An 18,956-nucleotide genomic window follows, 5' to 3' on the forward strand; every position below is an offset into this window, starting at 1 on the left:
GCCACCAAACTCTCAGTGTTGTCGAGCGCAGCGCCCCTCGGCTGCGGGGGTCACGGTCGCCTCGCAGACTTCCCCGCTCGTGAGGTTGCAGGCGCCCCCGCTCCGCGTCGTCCCGACGAAACCCACAACGGCTTCAATCTCACCCACCCGGCGCCACGTCTCCAGGCCGAGACCGACAGGTACGCCGAGGTAGGGGTCGTCTGTCAGCGCGCTCGTCCCATCTGGCCGGCGATACCGGAAGAGCGGTCGCAGGCCCGGCGCGGCGGTGTCGGTGACGGTGATGCGGCACCGGCCGGAGCGATCAAGACCGTTCTCCTCGGCAAGGCACCGGGTCGGCTCGGGCCGCGTCTCGCCGGCAGCGAGCCGCCTGACCTCCGGTGGCGCAGCGGCTCGCAAATGCCGCAGGGACGCTTCCAACTCCGCCGGGCGGCCCACGCCGATATAGAACCACCCCACCGCCGCGTCGCCTGGCTCCAGGACAATCCCACCCTCGCTCGCGCCCACGTAGAAGTCCCGGGGCTCCCCCGCCGTGCCACCCCCGCCCACGCCGCTCCTCCAAATGCCCGGCGACGCGCCAAACCGAGTCGGCACCGCGAGCCCGAGGGCCGGCCGTTCCTCCCGCGCGTGGTCGGCGGACCATAAGGCGATGCCGTTCCAGTCCGAGGGTCCAACCACCGGTCCCTCACCATAGCGCAAGCGCGGCTCGACGCGAGTCTCGCCCGTCTCCGATCCAAGATGCAGTTGGGGCAAGGCGGAGGTTCGCACGCCTCCCCAAGGAAAACTGAGCCAACCGGAGGATTCGCACCCGAAGTTCACGATGAGCGCCGCGTACTCCAGCACGTCCGGGGCCACACGCCGCAAGCGCGAGAGGATGAGGAACTCCGACCGGATTGCGCTAGGCAGGTGGGCCGCCTGCGGCCAGGCAAGCAGGTACAGCGTTCCGCCTTGCGGATCGGACTGGACGCCGAGCGCGGGCGAGAAGACCTGCGGCGAGTCCTCACGCTGGCGCAGGCGGTAAGTGCCGGCCTGATGTAGGAAAAAGGCGTCCTGGCCCGCGCGCACCTCATCCTGCGCGCCCGGGCGCGCAACGACGATCTGGAAGACATCGTCCACGAAGGCTGAACGGGGGTTCCGGTTCGGCGGCAGCAGCTCCATTCCGGAGGCCCGCCACGCGCTGATGCTGCCGCCGCTCGCCACATCGATATCAGTCTGTCCCGCGCTGCCCGAGAAGGAAAGGCGGGCGAAGAACGGGTCGCCCGCCTCGTTGCCCTGAAGAACGATGGACAACGGCAGGGCTGGATGTCGCGACGAGACAAAGCGGTCCAAGAACGAAGCGGTCGCCGTCAGCGAGACCTGGCCCGACAGTCGGGATTGTTCCCGCCCCACCGCGAGGGTGGGAAGCAGCACACACAAGATAGCAAGGATCGTGACGGGGAGGATGGCCCGTCGCGGTCTGGTCCAGGGTCCGGCTCGGCGCCGCCCGTCGTCGCACACGTCGTGTTCAGCGTGAGCAAGAGGTGCTGATTTCGACGGCATGACACCTCCGTTCGAGCATCCCCGGCCCATGTTTCTACCTTTACCCAGTTCCCCGGCCCGTGTAGTCAGCTCACAGATCCGTGTGGCATTGCGAAGGTAGAGGCACTCGATGTCTAGCTCAGCGAGGGTGGCTCTCCTCACCGGAGCGACGGGCCAGGACGGGGCTTACCTGTCGGAACTGCTACTTGAGAAAGGGTACGAGGTCCACGGGATTAAGCGGCGCTCTTCTTCGTTCAACACGAGCCGCGTGGAGCACCTATACCAGGACCCGCATGAGCAGGACGTGCGATACCACCTGCACTACGGCGACATGACGGACAGCACGAACCTGATCCGGATCATGCAGCAGGTACAGCCGGACGAAGTTTACAACCTCGCGGCGCAATCGCACGTGCAAGTGAGCTTCGAGACCCCCGAATACACGGCGAACGCCGATGCGCTGGGAACCCTACGTCTGCTTGAGGCCATCCGTATCCTCAGGCTCGAGAAGAAGACGCGTTTCTACCAAGCTTCGACCTCGGAACTCTACGGTAAGGTCCAGGCAGTTCCTCAGAACGAAACGACCCCGTTCTACCCGCGCAGTCCCTACGGTGTCGCGAAGCTCTACGGTTACTGGGTCGTCGTGAACTACCGCGAGGCGTACGGGATGCACGCTTCGAACGGCATCCTGTTCAACCACGAGAGCCCGTTGCGCGGGGAGACCTTCGTGACGCGCAAGATTACGCGTGCGGCTGCGGCCATCCGCCTGGGCTATCAGAAGAAACTTTACATCGGAAATCTCGACGCCGAGCGCGATTGGGGGCATGCCCGTGAGTACGTCAGAGGCATGTGGCTTATGTTGCAGCAGGATGTGCCGGAGGATTACGTGCTCGCCACGGGACGTAAGGTTTCGGTCCGCGCCTTCGCGGATTATGCGTTCAAGCAGGTCGGCCTCCCCCTCGAGTGGCGCGGCACTGGCGTGGAGGAGAAGGGCGTCAACGCGGCGACGGGGGAGGTGCTCGTCGAGGTCGACCCCGCCTACTTTCGTCCGACCGAGGTGGACCTGCTGATCGGCGACGCGACGAAGGCCCGTACGCGGCTGGGCTGGGAGGCGCGAATCGGCTGGGAAGAGCTTTGCGCAGAGATGGTGCGCGAGGACATGGTCCAGATGGCGCGGGAGCGCCGCAATCGTGGCATCTGACATGACCTACGAACTCCGCGGGAAGCGCGTCTGGGTCGCGGGCCATCGTGGGATGGTCGGCTCCGCGCTCGTTCGCCGCCTCCGCGCAGAAGATTGCGAAATACTGACGGTGCCACGGTCGGAGGTGAACCTTCTGGATCAGGCGGCGACAACGGCCTGGATCGAGCGGGAGCGCCCGCACGCAGTGTTCCTCGCGGCGGCGCGGGTGGGCGGGATTCTAGCCAACGACACCTTCCCCGCCGACTTCTTGTACGACAACCTCATGATCGAGACAAACATCATCCACGGTTCATCCCTCGCAGGCGTCGAGAGGCTCCTGTTCCTCGGGTCGAGCTGCATCTACCCGAAGTTCGCTCCCCAGCCGATCCGAGAGGACTCGCTTCTAACCGGCCCGCTCGAACAGACGAACGAATGGTATGCCATCGCCAAGATTGCGGGGGTCAAGCTTTGCCAGGCTTACCGTGCCCAGCACGGCTGCCAGTTCACCTCAGCGATGCCGACGAACCTCTACGGCAGCCACGACAACTTCGACCTACAGAACAGCCATGTCATCCCCGCTCTCATCCGCAAGGCACACGAGGCCAAGGTGTCCGCCAGTCTGACCATGACGATCTGGGGAACCGGCAGGCCCCGGCGCGAGTTTCTCCACGCGGACGACTGCGCCGACGCGCTCGTGTTCCTGTTGCGTCATTACCACGGCGCTGGACCAGTCAACGTGGGGAGCGGCTCGGACCTAACGATTCTCGACCTCGCGCACTTAGTGGCCGAGGTCGTAGGCTTCGAGGGCCGCATCGAGAACGACCTGACGAAGCCAGACGGCACGCCCCGCAAGCTCATGAGCGCCGACATCCTCGCCGGGCTGGGTTGGCGACCGCGGATCGGCCTCCGCGACGGCCTGGCGCAGGCTTACCGCTGGTACCTCGACAGCCTTCGGCCTGCCTGACCCATCCAGACCGCGATAACTCGGAATCGAGGATTGAGCAGCATGGTTGCAGACGTAACGAAGGAACGGTACGTTGTTTTCCGCCATGCGCGGGCGGGAGTCGTAGGCCTCGGCGGACAGCTTCCGTCGGGCTGGGCCGGTGAGGAGGTGTCGGAACTGGAGGTGCTCGAGGCGGGCATGCGCGACGGCGTTCCTGCGATCCGCTTGCGGCTGGCGTTCGGACCGGGTGGTGCCGGCGACTTCGTCTCTCTCTCGCTCGGACCCTACGCGCTGTCCGTGCAAGGTGATATTCGCGTGCTCCGGGCCCGCGTCTCTGTCGCCGACGCGACAAATCTGGCCAACGCCTTCATCGTCGTGCGCGAATGGGAAGCGCAGGGCGCGTACGTCCGACAGGCGAACTATCCGGTCCGTCTTCCCGCTGAGAACGCCGTCTGCGTCGCCGGCCTTGAAGTTCGCGAGCCGAACCGCGTGCTGCAGCCCGTGCTCGCCCTCCAGAAGCGCGACAACACGGCCGCCGGCAGCGTCGTTATCGACATCTCCGGCCTCGCCTTCGCCCCGCTTCACGAGCTCCTCGCCTGACGCGCAGAGGCGCTGCGCCGTGAACGGTTCGCCACCGATGGCCCACGCCGCGCCCCGGGCGGTGGCGAAGCGTGAGGAGAACGCGCGGCTGTCAGCCGTGCTCTGTCCCCTGATGCCCCGGGAGATTCCAACCGCGGTCGCGAACCTTGATTTTTGGGAGCATCGGTTCCCGCCCGCGGTCTCCGGTGACCCTGTCCGACAGGAAAAGGCCCGTCTCGTCTTCGCTTTCAGCGGCAAGCCCGATCGTGGATACGAGGCTACGCTGCGCGATGCTTTCAACGCGCATCCAAAGGTACGGCGGGCCTTCGCAGCCTGCGACGTCCTCTTTCTCGACCTTCCGCCGGAGAAGGATCTGTATGTCCGGAAGGCCGTGCATCCACCGCCGCCCTACGGTTTCAAGTCTGGTCCCAACTGGATGTTCTACGAGTCCCTAAAGGCGTTGCGTTACCTGGGCGGCTTTGTGTTCCTTATGGAGACAGACTGCCAGCCCCTCGTGCCAAACTGGCTCGTCCGCGTGAACGCCGCGGCCGGGCGGAGCGGCGAAGCCTGGATCGTCGGCGCGCACTATAGCGGCATCGCTCCCCTGCACTGGGCTTTGTGCCGCCACATCAATGGCAATGCATTGTACAATGTCGGAGACGCGGCTTTCTGGACATTCATGGACGGTTTCTTCTGGGACTGGATGCACAACTACATCCGGAACCACGATCCGAGTCTCGCCTACGATTGCGCCTGGGAGACGTTCCTCGCCTCCCCGGAAATGAGCGATCCAGGTCATCCACACTGGCTCATTGCCCGCGACGTCCTGCACCGTTTTCGGCTGTCCGACTTCATCATCAACGTTGGTGGCGCCGCCGAGCAGGCCGGGCATTTCGTCTGGTCTCCCGCGCAGCTAAGGAGCCGTTTTCCGAACGCCCTCATCGTTCATGGACCCCTTAGCGTTGGGACCGAACACCGGCGAGGCGTCGCATGCCTAGGTCACATGAGGGCCCTGCACGGCGTTGAATTCGAGAAAGGGGCTTTCCTTGCGTCAGCGGACGAGGAGGACGCAATCTGGGAACGCTCAGCGTGGTTGCACAACCGGGTCATCGAGGGTGGAACGGATATCACGCTCCGCATAGGCGTGGAGTCTAAGAGCAAAGATGAGACTCCGATCCGCTTTGCGTTGCGCAATGCAAATGGGCAGATCATTGCCCGCAAGGTCGTTAAGGCCACCCTTGCGCAAGGCTTCATGAAAGCGAAGGTTTCATGTACAGCGCCAGGTTTGACGGCCTACATTGTTTCGGAGGTGCGCATCCCGGCTGGCGCAGACGGATGCTGCCGCGTTTCCTCTCTGGCGCTGACCATAACCAGAGACGGCAAAGTCATCCTACCAAATCTGGACCTGCTTAGCTAATCGTAGGCCGTAGCCCCTCAGGTAAACAGACCTAGTATGACAGTTACCATCGTGCCTCTAGGCGAGCGCTCAACGCGCTTACCTAGAGCCGCGATGGTAAGTGAAACATCTTGTTGCACGGGTCAGCGATGAAGACGCACTGAGCCCGACCAGCATGCCGGATCACGCGATGCGGACGTAGCCCGGGCGTCCCAGATCCAACATGCGGTTGAGCGCCTCCGCAGCGATCGCCACCTCGGTCGCCTGACGCCCATCCGTCTGCGAGCGCAGACCGGGACCGATCACCCGTTTCCAGCGCGACACGTCGGCCTCCACGAGGGCTCGCCAGTTGTAGCCAGAGGCCTTCTGCCAGCCCATGCGGCCGTGCTCGGCGATGGACTGCAGATGCCGATCCCGTTGCGACGGCGAGGTCTCTGCGTCGGCACTCGGCACCGCGCTTGATCGCGGCGGCACGATGATGTCCGCACCGGGATGTCGGGCAGCGATCGCGGCGTAGACGTCGTCGCGGTCGAACGCGCCGTCACCCGTGAAGGAGGCGACGGGACCATCGACCCCGTCGAGCAAGGGGCCGACTTGTGAGCCATCGTCGACGTCATGGCCCGTCAGTTCCGTCGCGACAATCCGGCCAGTATCGGCGTCCATGGCGAGGTGCAACTTCCTCCACGCCCGCCGCCGCTTGCTGCCGTGCCTCTCGACCAGCCACTCGCCAGGGCCGCATAGGCGCAAGCCGGTGCTGTCCACCAGGAGATGCACCGGTTCCCTCCCGCTACGCGGCCGTGGCCGCTTCAGCGTCTCCGCCCTGCGGCTCATGGTCGAGTGGTCCGGCACCGCCAGATCCAGGCCGAGCAGATCGAGTATGGACCTGATCAGGCCCTCGGTCTGGCGCAGCGCCAAGTGGAACACGGCACGCAGGGTCAGCGCCGTCGTGATCGCCAGATCGGAGTAGCGCGGCTGCCCTCCTCGGGTGGTGCGAGGTTCAGCCCGCCATCCCTCGATCGCCTCCTCCGAGAACCAGAGCGTCAGGCTGCCCCGGGCCCGCAGGCCCGCCTCATACGCGGGCCAGTTCGTGACCCTGTGCCGCTGCCGCGGGATCCGGTGACGCCGGTCAGCATTGGCCTTGTACGGCAAAGGGCTGCTCTGTCAGGTGGGGCACCCGCTACTCTATCCTAAGGCGATCACCCGCCCAATTCATGCACCACGCTGGTGTGCCGTTACCGCACCGCGCATCCAGGCTTCATTCCCGTGTGCTCCTTGACACACCGATCGCCTCCTGTTTCGAGACGTACATGGCAAAGCGCAAACGGTATTTCCGGAATGACGCTGACGTTGACGGCGTGCCACCATCCACATTGCGACGTATGTCATCTGAGAAGCAGGTCGAATATCTGAAACACTGGTTTACGACCTTCTACGAAATGTACGCGCAGAATGGATCTCAAGTCTCTACAGCTGGTATCCCTGGCCCGTTTCTCGCGTTCGATGAGCTTGAATACGAGTTCCTGGATGTGGCGACGCACGATGCAATTGAGGAGGCCGCCGAGCAAGTTGATTTGGCGGTAGATCCAGGACAAGTCGTTTATTGGGTACCGAGTCAGAAGCATCCGTACCACTCGTCTAATCTAGTAAAGTCCGAGTTCAGTAATGAAAAGCGAACACGGCGAAGCCGAGCGGAGCGGATTGAAAGGTTAGCAACTGACCTTAGTACCGGCCCGCTTGTGGGTCTGGGAACCCAGGCTGAGCAAGCGCTACGAGCCGAGGTGACGGGTGCACTCAACAAGTTAGACGAGTTACTGGATAGACTTCCTCGACATCACGGCCGCATGGGCCACAACAATCCACCGCCAGACGAGATTACAGAGGTCGGTAAAGCCGCCGAACAGCTACGAGAAGCCAGCCGGCTCATGAGGCAAGAGCTGACCAAAGAGACTCCGAACGCCGTAGAGGTGGCTCAAGCGACGAAACGCATAAACAACACCGTCGTTTGGATTGGCAAAAAGGGCGATTCGGCAGCGGACGGCTTTGCAAAGGAGATTGGCAAGAGGGCCGCTCAGGGAGTGGTTATTGTCGGGGCTTATATGATTCCCGCGCACTTTACTGACATGATGGGTGCGGCTCGTATGGCAGTGGAAAGCGCCCTGAGATGGCTCAGTTATTTCTCGTCTCTACTATGAGTGTCATTTAAAGCAACGAAGCAGGCAAACCGCCGGGGATATCTCGGCCGAAAAGCGTGCTGCATCACCTTACGAAGCACTCTATTCTACAGAGTGGCATGTGTTGCTGGAGAGGATCCATCAAGCATCTCAGGTAAAGGTGGGCCACCGTTTCGAGCAAACGACGCCTGCTGTCGCGTCGTGACGGGACAATCCGGGGGATGCAGACACCCTCCTCTTCCGTCCTCCAAGCTCTCCTCTCGATCACGCCGGTCCGGGTCCCCCGACCGCCGTCGCCCTTCCCACTGGGCCCGGCCGCGCGCCGGCTCGTGCGGTTCCTCGCGGACTTCCCGCGCTGGCACGCCCTCCTCGAGGTCGAGCAGATCTCCCTCCTCGAACGCGGCGACGCGGATAAGCTGCCGCGCCTTGAGGCGCTCGGCCTGATCGAGAGCCGGCCCCTGGGGGGCATCATCATTCGCGTGACACCGGCCGGCTGCGTCGTCGCCGACCTCCTCGCCGAGCTCGCGGCCGCGCGTGGGGAGGGCTGAGACATGCACGTCATCCGTATCGCCCCCGACCGCTCCGTCACGTTCCTCGGCTTCTGCGACGACCTGGTCGAGATGGACCGCGAGACCGGCCGCTTCCCCGGCCTGGTCCGCGTCACGCGCGCGCCCCGATTTGAGCCCTACAGCGTCGGCATCGCGCCCGTGGTCGAGGTCGCGCCGACCATCGCCTTCCGGACCGCGCCCCTGCGCTGGCCGGGCGGCCTGGAGGAGGTCGCGATCGAGATCCGTCCCGGCGACGATCCGCGCGCCCTGCCGGGCTGGGAGCCCCGGCGGCCGGCGCGGCCGTCGCCTGGCTGCCTCGCGGGCGCCGCGTCCGTCCCGACCGGCCGATCCGCGGCGTGACGGTCGTCAGGCGTCGCGCTTGCGCATCCCCTCGTTCACGGCCCAGCCGAGGACGAGGGCGCCGATGACGAGCGCCGTGGTCGAGAGGTCCGTCAGCTTGGACGCGGCCAGCATCGCGATCGCCCCGTAGAAAAACCAGTCCCCGTCGCGCCGCCCCGTCGCCCGATCCTCCCCGCGTGCCTCCGACCATAAGCGGGGCCGGAAGCGGCCGCGATGGGGTGCCTGCCCGGGGGATTAGTATTCAAACCCGTCGACTTCGCCGCGCTGAAACCCCATAGATGCGGGGCAATTTTGCCTGCGGGTCAGAGAGGAGAGGGGCGGATATGGTCGATTTCACGCGGCGCCAGACCCCTCGCAGCGGCGGGGAGAAGCCCCCGGTCGGCCCGGTCGTTCGGTCCGCGGACGGACGGTTCCGGGCCGCCCACAGCCATGAGCCGAAGGCGGCCGAGCCGACGCCGGCGACGGACGTCGCACGCGGCATCAAGGTCATCGACGCCTCCGGCTACAAGTCCCACATCGTCACCGTGCCGCTGAATCCGCCGGATGCGTCGGTTCCGGTGAACTTGCCCTACGGGATCGAGCGCGTGAGCGTCGTGAAGAAGGGTCACCGCTACCGGATTCCGATGAAGGCTCGCGGCATCGAGGATCTCTACACGCCGGGGCCGATCCAGACGCCCGAGGCGACCTACTATCAGGGGTTCATCCCCTTTTCGACGGAACCCGCTCTCGCAGCCCAGCCAGCCTCCCCCGCGCCTCCGGTGACGGTGGATGGGGAGATCGAACGGCGGGTGCTGGACTTCGCCGCTGGGCGCACGCACCCCATCGAATATCGCACCCTCGGGTCGACGCGTGAGGAGAGGCTCGCGGCCCTTACCGCCATGGCCGGCCGCATCAGGGATTGAAGCGGCCGCATATCGCCGGCGCCCTGGCCGAGCCACGCCTCCGGCCGGGGCCCAAGCGTGTCATCATCGACACCACGTTCGACGCCGACGGGAATCGCCGCCTGCCGCTCGGCACCGGCTACACGCCGTCCCGCAGGACACTCGCGGACCTCAACGACCTCATCGACATTATAGAGACTGACTGCGATCCAGAAAAACTCGCGCGGTACTACCGCGCCAGCACGCGCGGCGATGACCTTCTCCGGAGCCAGCTTCGGGTCATGCACCTGCACCTCCGCCACCCCGGATCCGACGACATCGTCTACCTGATGCAACGAGACGACGACACGGTCATCATCCTCGCGATCTCTGATCACCGACACCTCGAGGAGACGCCCCGAGGCGCTTCCCTTCGACTGGACCGGGCAAAGGCGGTCGCCGCGACCGCGCCCTACACCCCTCCCCCGCCGCCTCCGCGCAATCCGGACGACGAGGACGACTGACGAGGGGGCGTCGTCAGGCCGGCCGCCGGAAGCCGGCCACGACCCATCGCGAGGCCAGGCCGAGACCCAGGACGACGACGGGCGCAGCCAGGATGAAGGACGCCGACCTCCGCAGGCGGTCCCAACGCTCGTCGGCGAGAAACTGTCCCCGCGCCTCGACGACATCCCGCACGAACGTGGGCGAGTAGCGCCGCATGTCTTCCTGCGGGGTCTCCTTCGGCACGATGAGGTGGATGTTGTGGGCGTAGTCGATGCGGTCGTGCGTCGCGCGAAGCGCCTGGGCGTCGGACGCGAGCTCGAGCCGGTAGACGCCCCTCTCCGCTGAGGGGAGGACCCACCACTGCTCGGCCGGCGTGATCCCTCGCTCGTCCACCCAGGTCATCGTCCCAGCGACGAGGACCCACAGGCAGGTTGCGACGACCCAGAGCCGGAATAACCCGCGCCACACCCGCATCAGCCAGATCCCCCGCGGGGAGCCTAGTCCAAGCCGAAACCGGAACAAGCTGCCTGCCCGGTCGTGACGGGAGGATGCGGAGCATGGACGCCCCCACGCCCCTCCCCTGCCCCCATCACCTCCGCGCCCGCCGGCTGTTCGGGGAGGCCGGGCCCGGCCCTGACATCCCCGGCGTCCTCGAAGGTTCGGATTTCCCCGGAGGATGCGGCGGAGTTCCGTCGGCGCTGGGACGAGGCGACGCGTGACGCGAACGCCTCGACCTTCGGGCGCCTTCTCCTCGCCGAGCCGGGGGAAGAGGACCTCGAGGAACGGCCGGCGCCGGCGGGATGGGCGGACTTGAGCAACGTCCGGTGAAGCGGCGCGGCCTGTTCGGGGCGCTGGCCGCCCTCCCCTTCCTTCACGCGCGCGCCGACGTCGACCCGGTGACGGGGCTCGGTCAGGCCGAGCGGCACGCGCTGATCCTCGAGATGCGGCCCTGGGTGGAGGGCGAGATCAAAGCGGCGGGGCCGATGCCGGAGGTGGAGTTTCCGGATGTCGAGGTCCCCTCCCCTGCCCCGCCCGCCCCCGGCCGCGACCCGCGCCAGCTCGCCTATGAGGCGTCGCGGCGGGCCTGGGCGGCGATGGTGATTCCGGCGCTCGAAGCGCATCGCGCCGCGCGGCTGGCGGCCTCCGCCTGACCGGACGTCAGCCCGCCATCTTGTTGCACGGGTCAGCGATGAAGACGCACTGAGCCCGACCAGCATGCCGGATCACGCGATGCGGACGTAGCCCGGGCGTCCCAGATCCAACATGCGGTTGAGCGCCTCCGCAGCGATCGCCACCTCGGTCGCCTGACGCCCATCCGTCTGCGAGCGCAGACCGGGACCGATCACCCGTTTCCAGCGCGACACGTCGGCCTCCACGAGGGCTCGCCAGTTGTAGCCAGAGGCCTTCTGCCAGCCCATGCGGCCGTGCTCGGCGATGGACTGCAGATGCCGATCCCGTTGCGACGGCGAGGTCTCTGCGTCGGCACTCGGCACCGCGCTTGATCGCGGCGGCACGATGATGTCCGCACCGGGATGTCGGGCAGCGATCGCGGCGTAGACGTCGTCGCGGTCGAACGCGCCGTCACCCGTGAAGGAGGCGACGGGACCATCGACCCCGTCGAGCAAGGGGCCGACTTGTGAGCCATCGTCGACGTCATGGCCCGTCAGTTCCGTCGCGACAATCCGGCCAGTATCGGCGTCCATGGCGAGGTGCAACTTCCTCCACGCCCGCCGCCGCTTGCTGCCGTGCCTCTCGACCAGCCACTCGCCAGGGCCGCATAGGCGCAAGCCGGTGCTGTCCACCAGGAGATGCACCGGTTCCCTCCCGCTACGCGGCCGTGGCCGCTTCAGCGTCTCCGCCCTGCGGCTCATGGTCGAGTGGTCCGGCACCGCCAGATCCAGGCCGAGCAGATCGAGTATGGACCTGATCAGGCCCTCGGTCTGGCGCAGCGCCAAGTGGAACACGGCACGCAGGGTCAGCGCCGTCGTGATCGCCAGATCGGAGTAGCGCGGCTGCCCTCCTCGGGTGGTGCGAGGTTCAGCCCGCCATCCCTCGATCGCCTCCTCCGAGAACCAGAGCGTCAGGCTGCCCCGGGCCCGCAGGCCCGCCTCATACGCGGGCCAGTTCGTGACCCTGTGCCGCTGCCGCGGGATCCGGTGACGCCGGTCAGCATTGGCCTTGTACGGCAAAGGGCTGCTCTGTCAGGTGGGGCACCCGCTACTCTATCCTAAGGCGATCACCCGCCCAATTCATGCACCACGCTGTCGCGAAGCTCGACGCCCGCAAGCGCTGCCGCTTCGCTCGCCGACACCATCTGTGCGCCCGTGGGCATAGGCATAATCCTTCCGAAGCGTCGGAAGATAGGGGCGCGGTGTCCCCGAGAGAAGGAGATTCGGCCGGATCACCCCGCGGGCGTGGAGAGCTATAGTCTCGTTGGCATTGCCACGTTGTCGCCCGCTGGCCGGAACGAGGCGGCTGGGCGAAGCTGGCCGGATGTCGTCAGAGCCCGCCACCTACCCCGGCTACCGCTTCCCGGCCGAGATCATCCGGCACGCGGTCTGGCTGTACTACCTCTTCAGCCTCAGCTTGCGTGACATTGAGCTGCTCCTCGCTGAACGGGGCATCACCGTCACGCACGAGAGCATCCGGCGGTGGGTGCTCCGGTTCGGGAGTGAGTTCGCGGGGAAGCTGCGCAAGCGGCGGCCGCGGCCCGGGGACACCTGGCACTTGGATGAGGTCTTTCTGAGGATCAACGGCGAGCTGCACTACCTCTGGCGCGCGGTGGACCAAGACGGCGTGGAACTCGATATCCTCGTGCAGCCGCGCAGGAATGCGAGTGCGGCCAAGCGGTTCTTCAGGCGCCTGCTGGTCGGGCTGAAGTACAAGCCGAAGCGCCTCGTGACCGACGGGCTACGCAGCTACGGCGTTGCGCATCGCGAGGTGATGCCCGAGGTGCGGCATCGGGTCAGCCCCTACCTGAACACCCGGGCCGAGAACCCACACAGGCCGACGCGCCGGCGAGAGCGGCAGATGCAGCGCTTCAAGTCACTGGACCAGGCACAGCGGTTCCTGTGGGCCCATACGATGATCTACGGTCACTTCCGGCCGCGGCGGCATCTCATGACCGCCGCTCAGCACCGCCGCGCTCGCGCCAAGGCCTTCCGGATTTGGCGTGAGGAGACGCGCGTCCAGACCGCAGCGTGAAGGTGCACGGGCGCCTCGTCACGCGCGAAAGCTCGGCCTTGCGCCAACAAGTTGACGATACCCGCGGCACGCGCGGGAGCGGAGGACGCGCCGGAGCCGACCGTCGCACCGCCCGCCACATCAGCAGCTGCGGCCGAGCCCCCGTCCGCGCGCCGACCCCGGGGCAAGGTGCACGACCCTCGTCAGGAACGCTTCGAGTTCTGACGCTTGGTCCATGCGCTTGAATCAGGGTATGGGTTCAGCACTTCGGAACATAGAGAACTTACCCCTTCACTGCGGCATCGAGCGGGACAATGTCGATCCGGAAGCGCTCGGCGTTCGGATGCGCCCGCAACAGCGCAACCGGCTGCTCCCGGCCCTCGACCCAACTGGCCACCTCCGCAACATCGGCGTCGCTGACGCGGGCGCCCAGGATGATCGCATCCAGAGCCTTCGGGTCGAACGTGACGAGGCCAGGGCCGCCCGGCACGACGCCGCCGGGATGACTCAGCACACGCCACTCCTCCTCGTAAGCCCAGAAATCGGCCTTCGTCAGGATGGCCTTGTCGACCTGGGCGTCCGCGTTGTCGAGCACGGGATTCAACACTGGGCGCTGTTCCGAGTAGATGACCTTCTGCGCTGCGCGAAACGGATAGGCCCAAGGTGCCCTGCTGAACCGGAGGCAGATGCCGGTGTGCGCTGACGCGTAGTGTGACCACAGCAGCACCTGATCCGGCCGCGCTGCCAGCGAGAGGACGCCGGCGGAGTTGACCATGTTCGAAACGGCGGACCGCATGCTTGCGCGGAGTTCGGCGGATCCGGGGCGCCGTGCCGGATCGTGGCGGATGTCGCTCAGCATCGCGCGACGGTCGCGGCGGGACAGGCCCTTTACCTTCTCCCGGAACAAGTCTCCGAGGTAGTCTTCGTACACCTTCTGCGGCGCCGACAGCGAGACAGTCGGGCTGCAATCGAAGGGATCGTTGAAGTCCATGGGCCTGGCGAACCAGAGCCGGTCATGAATCACTATGTCCTTCGTACGCGCCTTCGCCGCGCCCTCGAGCGATCGGTACTTATAAAGGTGAGGAGGCTCCTCGCAGGCGCTCATCCTCTCCGGCCCGCCACGTCCACCGCCGGATGCCCCAACTGCTTCTCCGGACCACCGTCTTGCATGCGGTTCAGTATGCACGCCTTGGCGGTGGGCAGCTTTAAGAGCTGCCTCAAGCCCTGTTCAGCTCACCCAAGGGTATCGTCAACTTGTTGGCGCAAGGCCGAGCTTTCGCGCGTGACGAGGCGCCCGTGCACCTTCACGCTGCGGTCTGGACGCGCGTCTCCTCACGCCAAATCCGGAAGGCCTTGGCGCGAGCGCGGCGGTGCTGAGCGGCGGTCATGAGATGCCGCCGCGGCCGGAAGTGACCGTAGATCATCGTATGGGCCCACAGGAACCGCTGTGCCTGGTCCAGTGACTTGAAGCGCTGCATCTGCCGCTCTCGCCGGCGCGTCGGCCTGTGTGGGTTCTCGGCCCGGGTGTTCAGGTAGGGGCTGACCCGATGCCGCACCTCGGGCATCACCTCGCGATGCGCAACGCCGTAGCTGCGTAGCCCGTCGGTCACGAGGCGCTTCGGCTTGTACTTCAGCCCGACCAGCAGGCGCCTGAAGAACCGCTTGGCCGCACTCGCATTCCTGCGCGGCTGCACGAGGATATCGAGTTCCACGCCGTCTTGGTCCACCGCGCGCCAGAGGTAGTGCAGCTCGCCGTTGATCCTCAGAAAGACCTCATCCAAGTGCCAGGTGTCCCCGGGCCGCGGCCGCCGCTTGCGCAGCTTCCCCGCGAACTCACTCCCGAACCGGAGCACCCACCGCCGGATGCTCTCGTGCGTGACGGTGATGCCCCGTTCAGCGAGGAGCAGCTCAATGTCACGCAAGCTGAGGCTGAAGAGGTAGTACAGCCAGACCGCGTGCCGGATGATCTCGGCCGGGAAGCGGTAGCCGGGGTAGGTGGCGGGCTCTGACGACATCCGGCCAGCTTCGCCCAGCCGCCTCGTTCCGGCCAGCGGGCGACAACGTGGCAATGCCACGCCGACGGCTATGCCGACCTGATCATCGGCGCGAGCTATGCCGACAACAACGGCCGGTCCACGTCGGGCAGCGCCTACGTCATCCTGGGCAAGCCGGACGGGTTCACCGACATCGACCTCGGCACCCTCCAGCCAGGGCAAGGGTTCCGGATCGACGGATCCGTCTCCGGGGCGAGGACGGGCATTTCGGTCGCGTCCGCCGGCGACGTGAACGGCGACGGCTACGGCTACGCCGATGTCATCATCGGGGCCTTCGCCGAATCGCCCAATGGCCGCCCCGCCTCCGGGGCGACCTATGTCGTCTTCGGCAAGGCCGGCGGGTTCGCGGATGTCGATCTCGCGAACCTCTCGGCCGCCGACGGCTTTCGCCTGGACGGAGCGGCCGCGGCTGACTTCAGCGGGTCATCCGTGACGTCCGCCGGCGACCTCGACGGGGATGGCTATTCCGACATCGCCATCGGTGCCTGGGCCGACAACAACGGCCGCATCGATTCCGGCTCCGTCCACGTGATCTTCGGCGAGCCGACGTCTGCGGTCTCGCGCACGGCCGGCGGCTTCCGTTCCGCAGCCTTTGGCGGCGATTTCGCGGACACGCTCGCCGGGCTTGCGGGCGCGGACCTCCTGTCCGGACGCGACGGTGATGACACGCTCCTCGGCAGCGCGGGCGCCGACGTGGTGGACGGAGGCACGGGCTTCGACGTCGTGGACTACTCGGCATCCGGCGCCGCAGTCACCGTCTCGCTCGCCGCAGGGACGGGCACCGGCGGCGATGCCGAGGGCGACACGCTGACGGGGATCGAAGCGGTCATCGGCTCGGCCTTTGCTGACGTCCTCGTAGGCGACGCGAACGCGAACCGGCTGGAAGGTGGCGGTGGCGACGACACGCTCCTCGGCAGCGCCGGCTTCGACACGTTCATCGGCGGCTCGGGCACGGGCGACATCGTCTCCTACGCGACCTCAGCTTCCGGTGTCTCCGCCGTGCTCACCGGCCTGTCGTCCGGCGGCGATGCGTTCGGCGACAGCTTTTCGGGCATCGAGGGACTCATCGGCAGTGACTTCGGCGACCAGCTCGTTGGTGCGGACGGGGCGGAATTTCTCGACGGCGGTGCCGGGAACGACGTGCTGACGGGCGGGGCGGGTGCGGACACGCTCGTCGGCGGGGTGGGGACCGACCTGGCGAACTACAACCTCGACGGCGATGCGGTCGTCGTGGACCTCGCGCGAGGGATCGGCAGCGGCGGCACGGCCGAGGGCGACGTGCTGACCGGCATCGAGAACGTGTCGGGCTCGGGCGGCGACGACCTCCTGATCGGGGATGCCGGCTCCAACTTCCTCATCGGGCAAGGCGGCGATGACACGCTCGTCGGCGGGGCGGGGGCCGACACGCTCCTGGGCTCGGCAACGCCGGGCGGGGGCGACGTGGACCTCGCCGACTACTTCGGATCGCCCGCCGGCGTGACGGTGGACCTTGGGACGGGGACAGGCTTCGGCGGTGACGCCGAGGACGACGGGCTCTTCCTCATCGAGAACGTTGCGGGCTCGGCCTTCGCCGACGTCCTCACAGGCGATTCCGGGGCAAACCTCCTGTCAGGAGCGGACAGCGCAGACCTCCTCTCCGGCGGCGGCGGGGCCGACACGCTTCTCGGTGGCGACGGCAACGACACCCTGGCGGGCGGCGCCGGGGCGGACAGCCTGGACGGGGGCGACGGGTCAGGTGACATGGCCTCCTTCGCGGGTTCGGCCGGCCGCGTCTTTGCGAGCCTGGGCGCCGGGCTAGGGCTGGCCGCGTTCGGGGATGCGGTCGGCGACACCTTTACGGGAATTGAGGGGCTGATCGGCGGCGCCTTCGCCGACCTGCTCGGAGGCGCCGCGGGCAGCGAGACGCTCGACGGCGGAGCCGGCAACGACGCCCTCTTCGGCTCGTCGGGCGCGGACCGCCTCATCGGTGGGGCCGGCACGGACACGGTGCTGTACGAGGCAACCTTCGCCGGGGTCGCCGTCAGCCTCGCGACGGGCACCGGGACTGGCGGTTTCGCTGAGGGCGACGTCTTGATCGGGGTCGAGAACCTTCGGGGCTCGGGCGGGGACGACCGGCTGGAGGGCGATTCCGGGGCCAACAACCTCGACGGGAGCCGCGGCTCCGACACGCTGATCGGCGGCGCGGGCGCGGACACGCTTTTCGGGGCCGCGACGCCCGGCGGGGCTGAGGTGGACACGGTGGACTACTCGGCTTCGGGCGCCGGCGTGACGGTGAGCCTCGCGGCGGGCACGGGGCGTGGTGGCGACGCGGAGGGCGACGTCCTCATCCTCATCGAGAACCTCTCCGGCTCGGCCTTCGCGGACGCGCTGACGGGCGACCCGGGCGCGAACCTGCTGGCCGGCGGCGACGCGGCCGATACGCTCGACGGCGCAGCCGGGGCGGACACGCTCGTGGGCGGCGCGGGGGCGGACCTGCTGATGGGCGGGGCCGGCGCGGACAGCCTCGCGGGCGGGGCGGGCGACGACACCTACGTCGTGGAGGACGCGGGCGACATCGTGACGGAAGCGCCGGGCGGCGGCTTCGACATCGTCTACGCGAGCGTGACCGCGACCCTGCCCGACAACGTCGAGGCGCTGGTTGCCATCGGAACCGCCGCGGTGAACTTGACGGGCGGGGCGGGCGACGACGTCCTCGTCGGGAACGAGGCGGCGAACGTCCTCGCGGGTGGGGCGGGGAACGACAACTACTCCGTCAACGGCAGCGTCGACACGATCGTGGAGGCGGCGGGCGGCGGGATCGACACGGTCTACTCCACCGCCGACCTGACGCTCTCCGACAACGTCGAGGTGCTGATCCTCCTCGGCGCCGCGGTCTACGGCACGGGCAACGCGGGCGACAACGTCGTCCTCGGCAACGGGCGCGACAACATCATCGCGGGTGGGGAGGGCTACGACGTCCTCAGCGGCGGCGACGGGGCCGACATCCTCATCGGCGGCGGCGGGCCGGATGCGCTGACCGGCGGCGCGGGCGCCGACCTGTTCCGCTTCGAGCAGCCGGCCGACGCCGTCGCCGGCGCAGTGAACACGGGCGACACCCTCCTCGACTTCACCACCGGCGAGGATCGGATCCAGCTCAAAGCCGCGGCCTTCGGGCTGACGGGCGTGTTGCCCGGTGTGACCTTCGTCTCCGGCGACACGCCCTATCCGGTCACCGCGGCCCCGACCCTCCTCTACAGCGGAGCGACGGGCGGGCTCTTCCACGACGCAAACGGCTCGGCCGAGGGCGGCCTCACTCTCCTCGCAACCCTCGCCGGGAGGCCCGCCCTCTCGGCCGCCGACTTCGCATTCTACTAAGTGCAGGATGGGCGGGACCGAGCGGCAGGGAAGGGGCATCCGGCCCGCATGCGCGCCCGCGCGGCTGCACGGCCTCGTCCCAAGGCGCCCGCCGGACATCGCCCAATGTGAGCTCCGGCACCAGCAGCCGCCGAGAGCGGTCCTGCGGCTTCCGGCCATGCCCGTCCGCCGGGTGCCATACCGGGCTGCCGCGATCCCGCGGCTCGGGAGAAGTACCGTGCAGCAGCCGTCAGGTTTTCCGCTTCCCCATACCCGCCCCATCTTGCCCTGGAACAAGGGCCGCTTCCTCGGACCGAAACCGCCCTTCAA

18 protein-coding genes are annotated in these 18,956 nt (G+C 67.2%); 12 read left to right on the forward strand and 6 right to left on the reverse strand.

The features are described 5' to 3' along the window. Nucleotides 1-12: 12 nt before the first annotated feature. Nucleotides 13-1,494 carry a hypothetical protein gene (locus ACE7GA_RS26290; RefSeq protein WP_376093824.1) on the reverse strand — a complete coding sequence of 494 codons (1,482 nt, stop codon included), beginning with the start codon at nt 1,492-1,494 and terminating at the stop codon, nt 13-15. 151 nt (nt 1,495-1,645) lie between these two features. Between ACE7GA_RS26290 and gmd the strand changes: the two genes are divergently transcribed. The 4 genes from gmd to ACE7GA_RS26310 all read left to right on the forward strand — a co-directional run bounded on the left by gmd (nt 1,646) and on the right by ACE7GA_RS26310 (nt 5,634). Beyond that, complete coding sequence (gene gmd, locus ACE7GA_RS26295; RefSeq protein WP_376093827.1) at nt 1,646-2,716, forward strand: GDP-mannose 4,6-dehydratase; 1,071 nt, start codon at nt 1,646-1,648, stop codon at nt 2,714-2,716. Nucleotide 2,717: 1 nt separating this feature from the next. Next, nucleotides 2,718-3,659 carry a GDP-L-fucose synthase family protein gene (locus ACE7GA_RS26300; protein WP_376093830.1) on the forward strand — a complete coding sequence of 314 codons (942 nt, stop codon included), beginning with the start codon at nt 2,718-2,720 and terminating at the stop codon, nt 3,657-3,659. Between the two features lie 147 nt (nt 3,660-3,806). After that, nucleotides 3,807-4,238, forward strand: a complete 432-nt coding sequence (locus ACE7GA_RS26305) for a hypothetical protein (protein ID WP_376093833.1) — start codon at nt 3,807-3,809, stop codon at nt 4,236-4,238. A gap of 37 nt (nt 4,239-4,275) precedes the next feature. Beyond that, nucleotides 4,276-5,634, forward strand: coding sequence for a hypothetical protein (locus tag ACE7GA_RS26310; protein ID WP_376093836.1), 1,359 nt, complete (start codon nt 4,276-4,278; stop codon nt 5,632-5,634). A 162-nt stretch (nt 5,635-5,796) separates the two neighbouring features. On the opposite strand, the gene ACE7GA_RS26315 is transcribed toward ACE7GA_RS26310, so the two are convergent. After that, a complete protein-coding gene (locus tag ACE7GA_RS26315) occupies nt 5,797-6,762 on the reverse strand; it encodes an IS5 family transposase (protein WP_376093839.1) in 966 nt (321 codons plus the stop codon). A 230-nt stretch (nt 6,763-6,992) separates the two neighbouring features. Here ACE7GA_RS26315 and ACE7GA_RS26320 point away from each other — a divergent pair, with 230 nt between their 5' ends. The 5 genes from ACE7GA_RS26320 (at nt 6,993) to ACE7GA_RS26340 (ending at nt 10,076) form a co-directional block, all read left to right on the forward strand. Then, on the forward strand, nt 6,993-7,805 hold the full coding sequence (locus tag ACE7GA_RS26320; protein ID WP_376093842.1) for a hypothetical protein: 813 nt from the start codon (nt 6,993-6,995) through the stop codon (nt 7,803-7,805). Between the two features lie 200 nt (nt 7,806-8,005). Continuing rightward, complete coding sequence (locus ACE7GA_RS26325) at nt 8,006-8,332, forward strand: hypothetical protein (RefSeq protein WP_376093845.1); 327 nt, start codon at nt 8,006-8,008, stop codon at nt 8,330-8,332. Nucleotides 8,333-8,335: 3 nt separating this feature from the next. Beyond that, nucleotides 8,336-8,692, forward strand: a complete 357-nt coding sequence (locus ACE7GA_RS26330) for a hypothetical protein (RefSeq protein ID WP_376093848.1) — start codon at nt 8,336-8,338, stop codon at nt 8,690-8,692. 323 nt (nt 8,693-9,015) lie between these two features. Continuing rightward, entirely contained in the window at nt 9,016-9,594 is a 579-nt protein-coding gene (locus tag ACE7GA_RS26335; RefSeq protein ID WP_376093851.1) for a hypothetical protein, read from the forward strand. Continuing rightward, nucleotides 9,591-10,076, forward strand: a complete 486-nt coding sequence (locus tag ACE7GA_RS26340) for a hypothetical protein (protein WP_376093854.1) — start codon at nt 9,591-9,593, stop codon at nt 10,074-10,076. The genes ACE7GA_RS26335 and ACE7GA_RS26340 overlap by 4 nt, the downstream gene beginning before the upstream one ends. A 13-nt stretch (nt 10,077-10,089) precedes the next feature. On the opposite strand, the gene ACE7GA_RS26345 is transcribed toward ACE7GA_RS26340, so the two are convergent. Beyond that, nucleotides 10,090-10,530: a hypothetical protein gene (locus ACE7GA_RS26345; RefSeq protein ID WP_376093857.1), complete on the reverse strand. Its 441-nt coding sequence runs from the start codon at nt 10,528-10,530 to the stop codon at nt 10,090-10,092. Between the two features lie 350 nt (nt 10,531-10,880). Here ACE7GA_RS26345 and ACE7GA_RS26350 point away from each other — a divergent pair, with 350 nt between their 5' ends. Next, nucleotides 10,881-11,207: a hypothetical protein gene (locus tag ACE7GA_RS26350; RefSeq protein WP_376093860.1), complete on the forward strand. Its 327-nt coding sequence runs from the start codon at nt 10,881-10,883 to the stop codon at nt 11,205-11,207. A 72-nt stretch (nt 11,208-11,279) separates the two neighbouring features. On the opposite strand, the gene ACE7GA_RS26355 is transcribed toward ACE7GA_RS26350, so the two are convergent. Beyond that, complete coding sequence (locus ACE7GA_RS26355) at nt 11,280-12,245, reverse strand: IS5 family transposase (protein ID WP_376093839.1); 966 nt, start codon at nt 12,243-12,245, stop codon at nt 11,280-11,282. Between the two features lie 304 nt (nt 12,246-12,549). Here ACE7GA_RS26355 and ACE7GA_RS26360 point away from each other — a divergent pair, with 304 nt between their 5' ends. Continuing rightward, nucleotides 12,550-13,260: an IS6 family transposase gene (locus tag ACE7GA_RS26360; RefSeq protein ID WP_376093810.1), complete on the forward strand. Its 711-nt coding sequence runs from the start codon at nt 12,550-12,552 to the stop codon at nt 13,258-13,260. Between the two features lie 262 nt (nt 13,261-13,522). Here the strand turns inward: ACE7GA_RS26360 and ACE7GA_RS26365 are convergent, their stop codons facing one another. Together ACE7GA_RS26365 and ACE7GA_RS26370 are read right to left on the reverse strand one after the other, a co-directional pair. Beyond that, complete coding sequence (locus ACE7GA_RS26365) at nt 13,523-14,230, reverse strand: DUF2971 domain-containing protein (RefSeq protein ID WP_376093863.1); 708 nt, start codon at nt 14,228-14,230, stop codon at nt 13,523-13,525. A 313-nt stretch (nt 14,231-14,543) separates the two neighbouring features. Further along, complete coding sequence (locus tag ACE7GA_RS26370) at nt 14,544-15,254, reverse strand: IS6 family transposase (protein ID WP_376093810.1); 711 nt, start codon at nt 15,252-15,254, stop codon at nt 14,544-14,546. Nucleotides 15,255-15,521: 267 nt separating this feature from the next. Between ACE7GA_RS26370 and ACE7GA_RS26375 the strand changes: the two genes are divergently transcribed. Then, nucleotides 15,522-18,647, forward strand: coding sequence for a beta strand repeat-containing protein (locus ACE7GA_RS26375; RefSeq protein WP_376093866.1), 3,126 nt, complete (start codon nt 15,522-15,524; stop codon nt 18,645-18,647). The last annotated feature ends 309 nt before the right edge of the window (nt 18,648-18,956 follow it).

Source organism: Roseomonas sp. CCTCC AB2023176, from assembly GCF_042259275.1.
Taxonomy (GTDB): Bacteria; Pseudomonadota; Alphaproteobacteria; order Acetobacterales; family Acetobacteraceae; genus Roseomonas.

Bases quoted from the DNA above. Each gene is read 5' to 3' on its own strand.
- ACE7GA_RS26330 (WP_376093848.1), top strand. From the start codon at position 8,336: ATGCACGTCATCCGTATCGCCCCCGACCGCTCCGTCACGTTCCTCGGC.
- ACE7GA_RS26360 (WP_376093810.1), top strand. From the start codon at position 12,550: ATGTCGTCAGAGCCCGCCACCTACCCCGGCTACCGCTTCCCGGCCGAG.
- ACE7GA_RS26370 (WP_376093810.1), bottom strand. From the start codon at position 15,254: ATGTCGTCAGAGCCCGCCACCTACCCCGGCTACCGCTTCCCGGCCGAG.
- ACE7GA_RS26310 (WP_376093836.1), top strand. From the start codon at position 4,276: ATGGCCCACGCCGCGCCCCGGGCGGTGGCGAAGCGTGAGGAGAACGCG.
- ACE7GA_RS26300 (WP_376093830.1), top strand. From the start codon at position 2,718: ATGACCTACGAACTCCGCGGGAAGCGCGTCTGGGTCGCGGGCCATCGT.
- ACE7GA_RS26345 (WP_376093857.1), bottom strand. From the start codon at position 10,530: ATGCGGGTGTGGCGCGGGTTATTCCGGCTCTGGGTCGTCGCAACCTGC.
- ACE7GA_RS26320 (WP_376093842.1), top strand. From the start codon at position 6,993: ATGTCATCTGAGAAGCAGGTCGAATATCTGAAACACTGGTTTACGACC.
- ACE7GA_RS26335 (WP_376093851.1), top strand. From the start codon at position 9,016: ATGGTCGATTTCACGCGGCGCCAGACCCCTCGCAGCGGCGGGGAGAAG.
- ACE7GA_RS26325 (WP_376093845.1), top strand. From the start codon at position 8,006: ATGCAGACACCCTCCTCTTCCGTCCTCCAAGCTCTCCTCTCGATCACG.
- gmd (WP_376093827.1), top strand. From the start codon at position 1,646: ATGTCTAGCTCAGCGAGGGTGGCTCTCCTCACCGGAGCGACGGGCCAG.
- ACE7GA_RS26365 (WP_376093863.1), bottom strand. From the start codon at position 14,230: ATGGACTTCAACGATCCCTTCGATTGCAGCCCGACTGTCTCGCTGTCG.